The organism is Aeromonas sp. sia0103 (genome assembly GCF_963895295.1).
Lineage (GTDB): Bacteria > Pseudomonadota > Gammaproteobacteria > Enterobacterales > Aeromonadaceae > Aeromonas > Aeromonas encheleia.
Genome location: NZ_CAWQKG010000011.1, coordinates 57,764 through 71,572, shown reverse-complemented (window position 1 = coordinate 71,572; position 13,809 = coordinate 57,764). Strand labels below are relative to the sequence as shown.

Sequence of the window (13,809 nt, the reverse complement as noted above, 5' to 3'; positions counted from 1 at the left end):
GCTAGGGCCAGCGCTTGAAGATGAGGGAGGTATTGATGCCGCCAAAGGCGAAGTTGTTGGACATCAGATAGTCCACCGCCAGCGTCCGGCCGCCGCTGCGGATATGATCCAGCGGGGCGCAGGCGGGATCTGGCTCGTTCAGGTTGAGGGTGGGGGCAAACCAGCCCTCGGCCATCATCTCGAGGGAGAGCCAGGCCTCGATGGCGCCGCAGGCCCCCAGGGTGTGGCCTAAGTAGCTCTTGAGGGAGGAGATCGGGGTCTTGTCCCCGAACAGGGCCGAAGTGGCGTGGCTCTCGGCGATGTCGCCCCGCTCGGTGGCCGTGCCATGGGCGCTGATGTAGCCGATGTCCCTGGCCTGCAGGCCGGCATCGGCCAGCGCCAGCGCCATGCAGAGCTGCATCGTCTCCTGCTGGGGCTGGGTGACATGGGCCGCATCGCAGTTGGTGGCAAAGCCCACCAGCTCGGCGAAGATGGGTGCCCCCCGCGCCAAGGCATGCTCCAGCTCCTCCAGGATCAGGCTGCCCGCCCCCTCCCCGATCACCAGGCCATCGCGGTCCCGATCGAAGGGCCTGGGGCTCAGCGCCGGGCTGTCATTCATCAGGCTGGTGGCGAACAGGGTGTCGAATACCACCGCCTCCGAGGGGCAGAGCTCCTCGGCGCCCCCGGCCACCATCAGATCCTGATAGCCGTGCTTGATGGACTCGTAGGCGTAGCCTATGCCCTGGCTGCCGGAGGTGCAGGCGCTGGAGGTAGGGATCACCCGGCCGCGCAGGCCGAAGAAGAGGCCGGTATTGACCGCCGCTGTGTGGGGCATCATCTGCACATAGGTGGTGGCCGTGATGCTGGCGGTGGTCTTGTCGTTAAGCATGGCCCCAAAGTCGCTGATGGGCCCCGTGCTGCCGATGGAGGAGCCGTAGGCGATGCCGGTGCGACCGCCGGTCAGGACCGGATGATCGATGAGCCCGGCCCGGGTCAGGGCCAGCTCGGTCGCCACGGTCGCGAGCTCGGAGACCCGCCCCATGGCCCGGGTCTTCTTGCGCGGGTAATGGGCCGGCAGCGCGAAATCCAGGATGGGCGCCGCCAGTCGGGTGTTGAGCCCCTCATAGACATCCCACTCCGGCATCTGGCGCACGGCGTTGTGCTCCTGCCGCAGGCGTGGCCCCACGCTCTGCCAGTCGTTACCGAAGGCGGTCACTCCGGCCATGCCGGTGACTACGACACGCTTCATGCTGCTCTGCTCCACTCTGCCTGCTCAAGTTGGCCCCATAGTCTCACATCCCCGCTCATACCATGCCCCCGCTGATCGAGATCACCTGGCGGGTGACATAGCCGGCGATGTCTGAATTTGACTGCGGGTAGGAGACCAGTCCCATTCGCTTCATACCCTTCATGCCATGCCTCCATTAATAGAAATGACCTGCCGGGTCACATAAGCGGCGATGTCTGAATTTGACTGCGGGTAGGAGACCAGTCCCATTCGCTTCATACCCTTCATACCCTTCACGCCATGCCTCCATTAATAGAGATGACCTGCCGGGTCACATAGGCGGCGATATCAGACATCAGGTAGGAGACCAGCCCCGCCACCTCCTCGGCCTGGCCCATGCGTTTGAGGGGGATCATCTTCATGGCCTCGGCCTCCACCTCGGCATTGACCATGCCGGTGTCGATGAGGCCGGGGGCCACGCAGTTGACCGTGATCTTGCGCTTGGCCAGCTCCAGCGCCAGGGCCTTGCTGGCCCCTATGATGCCCGCCTTGGCGGCGCTGTAGTTGACCTGGCCGCGGTTGCCCATGATGCCGGACACCGATGACAGTGTGACGATGCGCCCCCCCCGGCGCAGCCCTATCATCGGCATGATGCAGGGCTTGAGCAGGTTGTAGAAACCGTCCAGGTTGGTATGCAGCACCCCGTCCCAGTCCTCGTCGGTCAGGGCCGGGAAGGCGCCATCGCGGATCACCCCGGCGTTGCTGACCACGCCGTAGTAGGCGCCATGGGCCTCGATGTCGGACTCGAGCCGGCTGCGGCACTGCGCCCGATCCGAGATATCGAACTGGATCAGCCGCCCCTGCCCTCCCGCCGCCACTATGGCGGCCAGGGTCGCCTCGGCGCCGGCGCTGTCGCCGTGATAGTGCACCACTATGTGAAAGCCATCGGCGGCCAGCTTCAGGGCGATGGCGCGGCCTATGCCCTTGCTGGCGCCCGTCACCAATACGGTGGAACTCATATTCGATCCTTCTCTAACAGATTCAGATAAACCGGTTTTTTAGCCCAGCGCTTTGGCCGGGACCTAAGGCTGTGCCAGCAACTCGGCCAGCTCGGCATCGCCGGGCAGGTAGGTGCTGAGGCGCGCCTCGGCGCAGGGCTCGTCTCCCCGCAGGATCCGGCACTCAAAACTGGCCATGCCGCCATCTTCCAGCAGGCACTCGGCCTCGATCACCAGCAACTCCCCGGCCGCGAACGCCGGCACCTGACAGCGATACTGGCGGCTGCCGAGCAGCATGCCGATGCGCACCGGCTCGCCCCGCTCACGCCCCCGCATCCCCGCCCAGGCGGCTATGGTCTGGGCCATCAGCTCCAGACCGACCCAGGCGGGCAAGTTGCCCTGTTCATCGAGCAGCAGGCCGTGGCGCGCGCCGACCCGGGTCTCGCAGCGCACCCGCTGCCCCCGGTATTCGAGCAGCCGATCCAGCAGCAGCATGGGGGCCTGATGGGGCAGCAACTCGGCGATGGCTATCTCATTCATGGGGCGGTTCTCCTTCCTTCCCCGAGATGATACGCCCCAACAGCAGGCTGACGTTATTGCCACCGAAGGCGAAGGAGTTCGACAGCACCCGGGCCAGCGGTCTGCCCGCCTCCCCTGCCCGCACCAGCCGGATGGGGGCCAGGGCCGGATCCTGTGCCTCCCCCTGCGGGGGCGGCGGCAGTGCCTGCTCCATCAGCAGGCAGCAGAGCGCCGCCTCGATGGCGCCGGCCGCCCCAAGAGTGTGGCCGGTCAGCATCTTGCTGGAGCTGCAGGGCGCCGTCTCGCCCGCGCCAAACAGCCGGGCCAGCGCCTTGCTCTCCATCTCGTCGTTGAGCTTGGTCGCGGTGCCGTGCAGGTTGATGTAGTCGAGCGCTTTGGCCTCGATGCCCCCCTGGAGCAGCGCCATGCGCATGGCGGCCTCGGCCCCCAGCCCCTCAGGATGGGGCGCCGAGATATGCCAGGCATCGGACGACTCGCCCGTGCCGAGCAGGGCGAGTCCGGCACGCTCCCGGCTCAGCAGGAAGAGGGCGGCCCCCTCCCCGATGTTGATGCCACACCGCTCGGCGGCGAAGGGGCGGCAGCGCGCCAGGCTGAGGGACTCCAGGCTGTCGAAGCCGTTGAGGGTCAGGCCGCACAGGCTGTCGACGCCGCCGACGATGACCGCATCCGCCAGCCCGGCCGCCAGCAGGCGCTGGCCGCTGATGAAGGCACGGGCGCTCGAGGAGCAGGCGGTGGAAAGGGTGTAGGCCGGGCCGGTCAGGGCCAGATGGCGCGCCAGAAATTCACTCGGCGAGCCCAGCTCCTGCTGACGATAGTCAAACCCGGCCGGCAGCGGCTGACCAGCTTGTGCGGCGGCGACCGCCACCTCGGCCTCGGCGATCCCAGAGGTGCTGGTGCCCAGCACGATGGCGATGCGATCCGCCCCCAGCCGGGCTTTGAGCTCATCGAACCCTGGCCGGATCTGGGCAAGGGCCGCCAGCAACAAGCGGTTGTTGCGCGAGTCGTAGGCCGAGAGCGCCGCGGGCACAGGGGGCAGCGCCGCGCTCACCCGGCCGACCGGGGTGAGCCGGCCATCGCTCAGGGCCTGCGACTCCGCATCCAGCGGGCTGATGCCCTGCGCCTGCCAGCGGGCAAGGGCCGCAGACACCGCCGCCTTGCCCTCCCCCAGGGCGCAGATCAGGCCGTAGTCCCGGATGTAGCAGGGGGCAACCGGCGGGCGATCCTTCCGATTCGGGCTCATGGCGCCAGCTTCTCCATCTGCAACTGGTAATCGAAGGCGTGCTGGATCAGCCGCACCGGCTCGCGCTCGCCGGCGATCTGCCGGTAGTGGATCTCGCTCACCAGCCGGCCATCGGGATCGGTCAGACGGCGTACCATGCCTTCGTCCTCGAGTCGCCAGCCCTTGGGCAGCTGTGGCTGCCAGGCGGCGATGGGCCAGTAGCTCAGCATCACGTCGGCGAGCACCTGGGCTACCGGGGGCAGGGCCGCCCCTCCCAGCAGGCTGGAGAGCTGCTCGGTTTGGATCCGCTCGCCGTCATAACTCAGCCGAAACAGCCGGATCCCGCTGGGGGTCAGCCCCACCAGGGTGAGCCGGTGTCCATCGGCCTCCAGCACGGTCAGCAGCTGATGCTGGCCGCCCTTGCTCGTGGCACTCAGCAGTTGCTGGCGATAGAGCGGTTGAGCCCGCACCGGGGCTGGCAGCAGCAGGCTGGTGTCCGGGCTCAGGAAGGCACGATTATCGGGCACGGGCTGGCTGGCGCAGGCGCTCAGCAAGGTGGCGAACAACAGGGACAAAAACAACTTCATCATGGCTCCCGAAGAGCTGCGGTGGCTAGTGGTCATGGGGTCATCGCCTCTCCAGTACCAGTGGTGAGAGCAGGAATGCGGTGAAGATACCGCCGCTGAGCACCAGACCGAAGCCGGCGATGGCCGAGGTGTGGCTCAGGGCCAGCAGGCCGAACGACAGCTGGGTGGTCAGGTTCGCCAGCAAGATGGCGAACATGGTCGAGCGTTGGCGCAGGGGATCCCCGCCGCTGTAGGCGAAGAAGAGGCTGTAGTCGATGCCGATGCCAAAGATGAGGCTCATGGCCAGCACCCCGAACAGGGTGAGCGGCTGGCCACAGGCGGCCAGCAGGGCCAGACCGGCCCCCAGCGAAAATCCGCTGATCAGCAGGATCCGCACGCTCTTGCGCCAGCCAAACCGGACCCAGAGCAGCAGACCCACCAGGGCGATAGCCACCAGCAGCAGCTCGGTCAGCTTGATACGGTAGTGGGTAAACAGCTCACTCCACTGGTTGCGTGGATCCTGCCAGAAGACCCCCTCCTGCCCCTGCGCCAGCTTTGCCACGGCGGCAACCTCCGTCACCCCGTTCACCGGCAGCCAGAGCGCCACCCGACCATCTGGCAACCCATGCCAGAGCAGTCGACTGCCCTCGCTGACCGGGCTGGCCAGCCACTGCTCGGGAGTCAGGGGATGCCAGGATCTCGGCTTGGCCTCGACCGGCACGCCGGCCTGATTGAGCCGCGCCACCACCTCGGGCAACAGCCGAGTGAGGGCGGCATGATCCGCCCGCTGCTGTGCCTGGGACGGCAGCCACTGCGCCAGCGAAACGAAACCTGCCAGCTGACCCTGCGCCCTGGCCTGAGCCAGCTTATGACTCATGGCTTCGAGCCGCTGCAAGGCGGTCTCGCCATCCGCCGCCGTCACCAGGAAGCCCGTCATGCCCCCCTGCTGGCCGGTGAGGTGCTGGATCTGCCGCTCCTGTGCCTGCAGCTCGGTGGGCAGCGGCTGCAGCCGGGCTATGTCGTCATCGACCTCCAGCCGGTTCAATCCCACCCCTATCAGGATCAGCCAGAGCAGTGGGACGCCCCAGCGCAAGGCACGGCTCTCGCGCCACCACTTGAGCCAGAGCGCCATCGGCACCAGGATGCGCGCTTCCCGCTGGGGCAAGTCACCAAGCCAGAGTGGGAACAGGCAGAGCACGGTAATAAACGAGGCCGTCAGCCCCACCAGGGCGCACAGCGCCATCTGCTGCAAGCCGGGGAAGGGGGCGAGCCAGAGCAGGCCATAGCCCACCAGGGTGGCGAACAGCGCCATCGAGAGGCTTGGCAGCAAGCGGGCGCGAGTCTGGTGGGGGCTCTCCTGGTCCCCGTGCAGGCGCCGCTCGGTCAAGAAATGGATACCGTAATCGATGACGCCGACCAGGCTGGAGCTGATCACCAGGGTGAACAGGTGCACCTCGCCAAACCACAGCAGCACGGCCAACACCCCCCAGGCGAGGCCGATGGCGATGGGCAGCAGGGAGATCCAGAGCGCACGACCAGAGCGGAACGCCAACCACATCAGCAGCAAGACCCCGAACGTGGAGCCGAGCCCTATGGTGGAGATATCCTCCTGAGCCAGGTCACTGGCATGCTGGCTGTAGAAGAGGGTGCCACGGCGCAGCAGCTCCAGCCCGGGATACTCGGCCTTGAGGCTCTGCTCTGCCGCGTTGAGCCGGGCCAGCAGCTCGCTATTGCGAGAGAGATCGAAGGCCGAGAGGTCCAGCTCGGCTCGCAGCAGAAACCACTGCCGCCCCGCCTCGTCCCGGCTCATCAACCAGCCCTGATCGAGGCGCAGGGCCGTGGCCGCCTGACCCTGCACCCCGGCGCGGGTCAGCAGCAGGGGATCGGCTTGCCACTCGGGGCGGGAGACGCCACCGAAGGGGCTGTAGATCTGGCCGAGCACCCACTGGCTCCAGGCCTCGGGCCCTGCGGCCAGCCGGGCCCGGCTGCCCTCATCGAGGCGCTGCCAGGCATAGTCATAGATGAAGCCTTGCCAGGCGGGGGCCAGCTCTGGCTGGGCACCGCGCACCGCGCTGAGCTCGGGCAAGGCGTTCAGGGCCTTGACCCACTCATCTGCCACGACGCGACCATCCTGCCCCGCCGGCAGGCTCAACATCCAGACCAGCTGTTTGTCGAGCTGGCGCAGCAGGCCACCGCGCAGGGCCGGATCCAGTGTGGATCTCTCCTCCTGGGGCAGCAGATCCATCAGGCTGGTATTGATGCGGCTGTGAGAGAGCTGCCAGCCGAGCAGCGCCAGCGCCAACAGGCTGAGCAGCAGCCAGAGGCAGGAGAGCCGGCGCCAGGTCGGCTCGCTCCAGCCCCGGACGGGGGATGGCCGCACGGGAGAGGATGCGGCGTCGCCAGGGTTTTCAGGGGACAAAATGGGCCTGCTCCTCGGCAGAGAGGGGGAGACTCACCGCCTGCCAGTGAGAGAAGCGGATGCGGGTCTCATCCCCCTGGCGATCGGCGATCACTAGCCGATCCAGCTGCTTGCCACCGCCTAACGTCAGACTGGCAAATACCTTGTTCAGTGGCGCCGCCAGCGGCGTCAGCACCAGGGTCCAGCTCTGCTCGGTGGACTGGAAGTCGAGGGAAAAATAGCGGGTCAGCGCCTGCTCATCCGAACCGAACAGGGCCAGCAGCATGCCGCTGAATTCGAGCAGTTGGGGATTGTCGATAACCTGAACAGGCCCCTGGCCAATCTGCTGACGCATGCGCTGGGCAGTCAGACTCAGCGCCAGTTCAAAGGGCTGCAACTGATGCCACCAGAGCCCCTGGCCGCGCGCCAGCAGCAGCTCGCCGCTGGCTTTCAGGGGCTGGGCCAGCCCGACCACCTGCTTCTCCTGCTCGAAGCGAGCTCGTTGGGCCGGCTGCGCACTCAGCAGCTCGCGCACCTCGGCCTGGGTCATGGGGGCAGCCTGCACCACCCCCGGCAACATCAGCCACAGACAGGCACAGAGCCAGCCGCGCATTCCCTTCATCAAGAGCCGCCTCATTCACTCACTCCCAGCTTGTCGAGCAAGATCCTTGGCGAGGCGAGGCACATCTCGCCGCTCTCCTGGTTCACCGCCACCTGGATGCTGTAGCCCTTGCTGGTGCGCACCCCGCTGATGGCATCGAACAGCTGGTACTCGATCTTGAGCCGGTTCTGGTACTCGCTGAATCTGGCCTCGACCCGCACCCTCTGGCCAAAGCGCAGCGGCGCCATGTACTTGAGCCGCAGGTCGATCACGGGCCAGTGGTAGCCGGAGGCCGCCATCTGGGGGTAGTTGTAGTCGATCCGCTCGAGCAGGGCGCAGCGGGCCAGCTCGATGTAGCGCACGTAGTGGCCATGCCAGGCCACCGCCATCATGTCGATATCGTGAAACGGGATCTCGATCTCGATGCTGTGACTCAGCATCCAGGGTTCACTCTGCATCTTTATCCTCCCCATACAACTCATAGTGACGTCCTTGCAGTCGGGCGATCAGCGCCCTGAGCTCCTGCTCCAGCGCCCTGTCCTCCACCAGCGCCGGATGATGGACGCGCACCGCCAGCACCATCCCTTGCAACGGCTGGCTCAATTCCTCCAGGCTGCGTTGCTGCACGCCAAGGCGCAGCTCGACCCCCTGCACCGCCGCCAGCAGGCAGGCGGCGCCGACTTGCTCGCTGAGGGTCAGCACCCGCAGGGCATCCCGCGCCGCTATGGTGCCCATGCTCACCTTGTCCTGGTTGTGGCACTCGGTGGAGCGGGAGAAGACGCTGGCGGGCATGGTCAGCTTGAGCGCCTCTGCGGTCCAGGCGGAGACCCCGATCTGCACCGCCTTGAAGCCGTGATTGATCATGCGCCGCTCGCCGCTGGCGCCGGAGAGGTTGCTCGGCAGGCCGCCGTTGAACTTGGTGTCCACCAGCTGCGCCAGCTGGCGATCGAGCAGATCCGCCAGGTTCGCCACCGCCGTCTTCATGCTGTCCATGGCCATGGCGATGTGGCCACCATAGAAGTGGCCGCCATGCATCACATGTTCGCCTTCACCATCGATGAGCGGGTTGTCGTTGGCGCTGTTGAGCTCGTTCTCGATGAGCTGGCGCCACCAGGGCAGGCTGTCGGCCACCACGCCGATGACGTGGGGGGCGCAGCGCAGGGAATATCTGTCCTGCAGCCGGTCGCTGTGGCGCGGCAATTCCCCGCCCTGCAGATCGGCCCGCAGCCAGGCGGCGATGCCCTGCATGCCGGGGTGTGGCTTGGCGGCGAACAGCCGCTCGTCGAAGTGGAAGGCATTGCCGGCCATGGCGACGCTGACCAGGGCGGTGATCCGGGTCGCCAGCCGCATCAGGTAGTCGGTGCGGGCGTAGGCCAGGCAGGCGAGCGCCGTCATCACAGAGGTGCCGTTCATCAGCGCCAGCCCCTCCTTGGGTCTCAACGTCAGGGGGCTGACACCCAGGGCCTGATAGACCGCGGCGGTGCTCGCCAGCCGACCGTCCCGATAGAGCTCGCGCTCCCCCACCAGCACGGCGGCCACGTAGGAGAGGGGGGTGAGATCGCCACTGGCGCCGACCGACCCCTCCTCGGGGATGCGCGGGATCAGATCCTGCTCCAGCAGCCAGCAGAGCCGCTCGAGCAGGGCCGGGCTGACCCCGGAGACCCCCTGGGCCAGGGAGCAGAGCCGGGTCGCCAGCACAGCGCGTCCTGCCGTCACATCGAGATCCTCCCCCAGGCCGCAGCCATGGAAGCGGGTCAGGTGCAGGGGCAGCTCGGCCACCAGGGCCGGCGGCACGGCCCGGGTCACGGAATCGCCATAGCCGGTGGTCACCCCGTAGATGACCCCCTCCTCCGCCAGCAACCGGTCGAGAAAGTCGGCGCCGCGCTGGATGCGGGCCATAAAGGCGGGATCCGGGTTGAGCACCGGCTTGGCACGCCCCTCGGCCAGGGCCACCACCTGCTCTATGGTGAGCCGGCCTGCGCCAAAGGTGACCAGGGCCTCATCGGCCTGCTGGGAGGGGGGGAGATCATTGTTCATCATGAGTCAGCTGCCAGAAATCGAAGAAGTTGAACCAGTCCAGCGGCGCCTGCAGGCAGTGGTACTGCAGGCGGTCGGCATAGGCTTGCACCCAGTGGCGCAGGGCAGCCTCCCGCTGTGCACGGGGCAGCAGCAGGCGCTCGGCGAAGGGCTCGAAATGGACGCGAAAACGCCCCTGCTCCTTGAGGCCGAACATCAGGTAGACGGGGCAGGCCAAGACGCTGGCCAGGGCGAAGGGGCCGAGGGGAAAGGGGGCCGGCTGGCCGAGAAAATCGGCCCAGACTACCCGCTTCTCCCGCGTCACCGAGGTGCGATCCCCGACGATCACCACCCACTCCCCCGCCTCTATCTTCTCCTTGAGCAGGATGGCGGTATCGGCCCCCATCTCCTGCACCTGGATGAGATTGAGGCTGGCGCCCGGGTTGATCTGCTTGAGCAGGGCATTGAAACGCGCCGCGTGGCGGGTGAACACCAGGGCATTGATGCGCACCTGGCCGTCCCGGGTACCGAGCGCCCGGCACAGCTCGAGATCCCCGAGGTGGGAGCCGAGCAGCAGCAGGCCGCGGCCCGAGGCGAGCGCCGCCTCATAGTGTTCGCGCCCCACCAGCTCGACCTGTTCGGAGGGGATGTCGCCGCGCCAGCCCGCCAGCTTGTCCAGCGCCGCCTCGCCAAAGCGCAGGAAGTGGCGAAAGCTGGATCTCGGTCCCGCGGGCAGTGGAATGTCGTTGGCCGCCGCAAACGCCTCTAGCCGGGCCAGATACTGCTCCGAGGCCGCCCGCTGGCGCCGCCCGGTCAGCCAGAAGTAACCGATGACGGGATAGAGCAGCGCCTTGAAGCCGCCCCGGCCGAGCAGCCGATAGCTGGCCAGCATGATCTGCATGCCGAGCCAGGAGCCCCGCTCGGGGGTGCGTGACCAGTGACGCTTGCCCCAGGCCAGCCAGCCCTCCCCTTGCGGGCGGGCCCCCTCCCTGTCTGGGGTACCTGACCAGCGCACCTTCTTGCCCTGTTGCCAGAGCCGGGCCGGCCAGCTCAGTACCTTCATCAGCAGATCCCAGAGCAGGCGGCACACCAGCCGGGTGTGCATCCAGGAGATGGCCAGGTTGTCTCGCCAGAGCCGGAAGTGGGAGCTGCCGTCCTGGGGATAGATGACCCGGGTCGGCACGAAGCGCACCGGCACCCCGCGCCAATGGAGGCGCACCATCACCTCGGTGTCGAAATCCATCCGCCGGCCGAGGCGCACCTCGTCAAACAGGGCGCAGCTCGCCGCCAAGGGGTAGACCCGAAAGCCGCACATGCTGTCTTCGATGGCGAAGGAGAGGGTCTCTATCCAGACCCAGACATGGGTGACATAGCGACCATAGAGGCGCCCCTTGGGCACAGAGTCGTCATAGAGGGGGCGGCCCGACACCAGGGCCGCCGGGTGAGCCGTCGCCTCCGCCAGCAGGCGAGGCACGTCGGACAGCTCGTGCTGACCGTCCGCGTCTATCTGCACCCCATGGCTGAAGCCGCGCGCCAGTGCGGCCCTGAGCCCGGTCATCACGGCGGCACCCTTGCCGAGATTTTCGGGGTGGCGCAACAGGCTGAGCCAATCCCCATGCTCCTTTGCCAGGGCGTCGAGGGCCGCCGCCGCGATGGGCTCGCTGCCGTCATCGATCAGCAGGCAGGGCAGCCCCAGGGGCTTCAGCCTGGCCAGCACCCCGGCCAGAGGGGCCGCATGGTTGTAGCAGGGAATGAGGAGGCAGGGATTCAGGGACATAGCCGCACCCGACCGCTGCTGGCATGCTCATCCCCGAGCCGGTAGCTGAACAGCAGTTGCTCCCGCTCGGCCTGCCAGCTCAGGTGCAGCTCGCACTCCTGATCCGGGCGCAAGGGGCGCTGAAACTTGAGCTGGCTCATGCCGCCGAAGGCGCCGGTCAGGCCGAGCAGCGCGCGGCCATAGTGCATGGCCCAGTGCACCTGAGTCACCCCGGGCAGCAGGGGGGCGCCGGGAAAATGGCCGACAAACCAGGGCAAGTCCGGCTCCAGCCGCAGGCGCAGCACCAGGGTGCCGTCCAGCCAGCGCTGCTCGAGCAGGGTGGGTAGCCCGCTTATCTGCATGGGGACGGATCCCTGTCGATCCATCTTGTCCTTCTGTGGCGAGTCGGCCTGTGACGAGTCCGTGTTTTGTACATCAACGGGCGCCTCGTCAAACAGCGCCTTCAGCTCGGCCCAGGGCCGCTTGCCCTGGCTGTTGAGGGGCAGCGCCGGCTGGATGCGCACCCGACGCGGCAGCGCCACCGGCTCGAGCCAGGGTCTGAGCCGATCGCGCAGGGCGATGAGGAAGCGGCCCGGCCCCAGCGCCTGCCACCGGGCCTGGCCCTCTGGCGTCAACACCAGCACGGCGGCGAGCAGTTGCCGGCTCCCTACCGTCAGCGGCAGCACGGCCGCCGCCACTACCCAAGGCAGCGCCATGAGCCGGCTCTCGACCTCATCGAGGGAGATGCGTTTCTCCTCGATCTTCACCAGCCGATCCCCCCGCCCCAGCAGATGAAAACCGCTGTCGGTCAGCCGGATGCGATCGGCGCAGAGCAGCGGCGCGCCATCGGGCAGGAAGGGGGAGTGCAGCAGCAGGCAATCCTCGTCCGCCTGCTCGACCCGGACACCCGGCATGGGCCGCCAGGGGGTGTCCGGCGCCGGACTCTGGCGCCAGGCGATGCCGCCGGTCTCGCTGCTGCCGAAGATCTCCACCGGCAACTGGCCGAGCAGCTCGCGGGCCTTGGCTGCATCCGCCGGGGCCAGGGGGCCGCCAGAGGAGACGATGAGGCAGCAGCCCCTCGCCCCGAGGCCGGGATCGAGCCGGCTGAGGAAGGCCGGGGAGGCGATCAGCCCCCATTTGCCCGGCAGCTCAAGCAGTTGCTCCGGATAGAGCGTCAGGGTGCGGGCGAAGGGCACCCTCAGCACCAGGGGCAGCAGGATGCGAAACAGCAGGCCGTAGATGTGCTGATGGCTGACGCTCGCCAGCAGGCGGGCGCCGCCGAGCCGTTCGCCCCAGAGTTCGATCAAGACCCGCAGCTCGGCCTCGAGCTGGTGCCAAGCCTTGGGGATCGCCTTGGGGGCGCCGGTGGAGCCCGAGGTAAACAGGGTCAATTGCAGGGATGTGGGGGCCGGCCAGCGAGAGGGCTGCGCGCCCTCAGAGACGGTCACACCGGACAGCGGCAGCCGCAGCCAGGGGCCCGCGACCCCCCCCCCAAATTGCTGGCTATCGGTCAGCACCCCATCGAAGTGGTCCTGCAGTTCGGCCAGGGCGGCCGGACGCTGATGCCCTGGCAGCACCACCTCGCGCCCCGTCAGGGCACAGGCCAGCAGCGCCTGGGCAAACAGCAGGCTGTCGTCGAAACAGAGCGCCCAGCGCCGGGCGGGCAGGCTCGCCAATCGGGCAGCCAGTGCCTCGCTGTCAAGGCGCAGGGTGCCGAAGCAGCAATCCCCCTGGGGGCCGAATGCCACCGGCTCCTCGTCCCCCCGCCCCCAGATGGCGGCGAGCAAGCTGATCGGCCCCCTCATGAGGCAAAGCTCCGCTTGACCCGCAGGCGCACCAGATACTCGGCCCCCATCAGCAAGCCCATCAGCAGATAGCTGATCAGGCCGTTGTAGAGGCCCCAGAGGGCGAGATCCCCGTGCCAGATGGTGGCGGCGGCTAGCGTGCCATTGAGCACGAAGAAACCGCACCAGACCCGGGTCACGGTGCGGGTGTAGCGCACCCCGGCCGGGGGCAGGTCGGGATCGGTCAGGCGGGCGAGCCGCTCCACCAGCGTCATGGGCTGGTTCAGGCTCCAGCCAAACAGGCCGAGCAGCGCCAGGGAGACGACGAGGGGGTAGTAGAGCAGCCAGTGCTGGGCCGAGAAGAGGGCGCTGAGCCCCGTCAGCAGCAGGCCAACACAGGCGAGCAGACGGCCGAGCAGCAACCACTCGCGCACCGGGGCAACCCCGGGCAACAGCCGCAGGGCGAAGGTCACCAGCAGGATGACGAGCAGGGCGGAGCCGCCCCAATGGGTCAGCCCCCAGTACACGGCGAGGGGATAGAGCAGCAGCAGGCCACCCGCCAGCAGGGAGAGCAGCCGGATCATGATGGCCGCCCCCGATTCAGGAGGGAGAGCAGCCGGATCATGACGGCCGCCCCCGATTCAGGAGGGAGAGCAGTCGGATCATGACGGCCGCCCCGACTCAGGAGGGAGAGCAGCCGGATCATGACGGCCGCCCCCGACTC

The 13,809-nt window shown here is 67.7% G+C and carries 12 protein-coding genes; all 12 read right to left on the bottom strand.

Annotated elements, in window-relative coordinates; all coding sequences use genetic code 11:
• Position 1: 1 nt before the first annotated feature.
• Positions 2-1,228, bottom strand: a complete 1,227-nt coding sequence (locus AACW18_RS02980; protein ID WP_218387804.1) for a beta-ketoacyl-ACP synthase — start codon at positions 1,226-1,228, stop codon at positions 2-4.
• Between the two features lie 272 nt (positions 1,229-1,500).
• On the bottom strand, positions 1,501-2,226 hold the full coding sequence (locus AACW18_RS02970; RefSeq protein ID WP_218387803.1) for a 3-ketoacyl-ACP reductase FabG2: 726 nt from the start codon (positions 2,224-2,226) through the stop codon (positions 1,501-1,503).
• A 63-nt stretch (positions 2,227-2,289) separates the two neighbouring features.
• The gene (locus tag AACW18_RS02965; RefSeq protein WP_218387802.1) at positions 2,290-2,745 is read right to left on the bottom strand and encodes an ApeP family dehydratase; all 456 of its coding nucleotides are present in this window, start codon (positions 2,743-2,745) and stop codon (positions 2,290-2,292) included.
• Positions 2,738-3,985 (bottom strand): beta-ketoacyl-[acyl-carrier-protein] synthase family protein, encoded by a 1,248-nt coding sequence (locus AACW18_RS02960; protein ID WP_218387801.1) that lies wholly within the window; start codon positions 3,983-3,985, stop codon positions 2,738-2,740. The genes AACW18_RS02965 and AACW18_RS02960 overlap by 8 nt, the downstream gene beginning before the upstream one ends.
• Positions 3,982-4,551, bottom strand: a complete 570-nt coding sequence (locus AACW18_RS02955) for a DUF3261 domain-containing protein (RefSeq protein ID WP_256351752.1) — start codon at positions 4,549-4,551, stop codon at positions 3,982-3,984. The genes AACW18_RS02960 and AACW18_RS02955 overlap by 4 nt, the downstream gene beginning before the upstream one ends.
• A gap of 40 nt (positions 4,552-4,591) precedes the next feature.
• Entirely contained in the window at positions 4,592-6,910 is a 2,319-nt protein-coding gene (locus tag AACW18_RS02950; RefSeq protein WP_218388341.1) for an MMPL family transporter, read from the bottom strand.
• Positions 6,911-6,938: 28 nt separating this feature from the next.
• Positions 6,939-7,550, bottom strand: a complete 612-nt coding sequence (locus AACW18_RS02945) for an outer membrane lipoprotein carrier protein LolA (RefSeq protein ID WP_218387799.1) — start codon at positions 7,548-7,550, stop codon at positions 6,939-6,941.
• Positions 7,551-7,561: 11 nt separating this feature from the next.
• Positions 7,562-7,987 (bottom strand): acyl-CoA thioesterase, encoded by a 426-nt coding sequence (locus AACW18_RS02940; protein WP_218387798.1) that lies wholly within the window; start codon positions 7,985-7,987, stop codon positions 7,562-7,564.
• The gene (locus AACW18_RS02935) at positions 7,977-9,566 is read right to left on the bottom strand and encodes an HAL/PAL/TAL family ammonia-lyase (RefSeq protein ID WP_218387797.1); all 1,590 of its coding nucleotides are present in this window, start codon (positions 9,564-9,566) and stop codon (positions 7,977-7,979) included. The genes AACW18_RS02940 and AACW18_RS02935 overlap by 11 nt, the downstream gene beginning before the upstream one ends.
• On the bottom strand, positions 9,556-11,316 hold the full coding sequence (locus AACW18_RS02930) for a glycosyltransferase family 2 protein (protein WP_218388340.1): 1,761 nt from the start codon (positions 11,314-11,316) through the stop codon (positions 9,556-9,558). The genes AACW18_RS02935 and AACW18_RS02930 overlap by 11 nt, the downstream gene beginning before the upstream one ends.
• A complete protein-coding gene (locus AACW18_RS02925) occupies positions 11,313-13,106 on the bottom strand; it encodes an ApeI family dehydratase (protein ID WP_218387796.1) in 1,794 nt (597 codons plus the stop codon). Before AACW18_RS02925 ends, AACW18_RS02930 begins: the two co-directional genes overlap by 4 nt.
• Positions 13,103-13,669: a hypothetical protein gene (locus AACW18_RS02920; RefSeq protein WP_218387795.1), complete on the bottom strand. Its 567-nt coding sequence runs from the start codon at positions 13,667-13,669 to the stop codon at positions 13,103-13,105. Before AACW18_RS02920 ends, AACW18_RS02925 begins: the two co-directional genes overlap by 4 nt.
• Positions 13,670-13,809: the final 140 nt, after the last annotated feature.

Coding starts and splice junctions, on each gene's coding strand:
- AACW18_RS02980 (WP_218387804.1), bottom strand. CDS start 1,228: ATGAAGCGTGTCGTAGTCACCGGCATGGCCGGAGTGACCGCCTTCGGT.
- AACW18_RS02970 (WP_218387803.1), bottom strand. CDS start 2,226: ATGAGTTCCACCGTATTGGTGACGGGCGCCAGCAAGGGCATAGGCCGC.
- AACW18_RS02965 (WP_218387802.1), bottom strand. CDS start 2,745: ATGAATGAGATAGCCATCGCCGAGTTGCTGCCCCATCAGGCCCCCATG.
- AACW18_RS02960 (WP_218387801.1), bottom strand. CDS start 3,985: ATGAGCCCGAATCGGAAGGATCGCCCGCCGGTTGCCCCCTGCTACATC.
- AACW18_RS02955 (WP_256351752.1), bottom strand. CDS start 4,551: ATGAAGTTGTTTTTGTCCCTGTTGTTCGCCACCTTGCTGAGCGCCTGC.
- AACW18_RS02945 (WP_218387799.1), bottom strand. CDS start 7,550: ATGAAGGGAATGCGCGGCTGGCTCTGTGCCTGTCTGTGGCTGATGTTG.
- AACW18_RS02940 (WP_218387798.1), bottom strand. CDS start 7,987: ATGCAGAGTGAACCCTGGATGCTGAGTCACAGCATCGAGATCGAGATC.
- AACW18_RS02935 (WP_218387797.1), bottom strand. CDS start 9,566: ATGAACAATGATCTCCCCCCCTCCCAGCAGGCCGATGAGGCCCTGGTC.
- AACW18_RS02925 (WP_218387796.1), bottom strand. CDS start 13,106: ATGAGGGGGCCGATCAGCTTGCTCGCCGCCATCTGGGGGCGGGGGGAC.
- AACW18_RS02920 (WP_218387795.1), bottom strand. CDS start 13,669: ATGATCCGGCTGCTCTCCCTGCTGGCGGGTGGCCTGCTGCTGCTCTAT.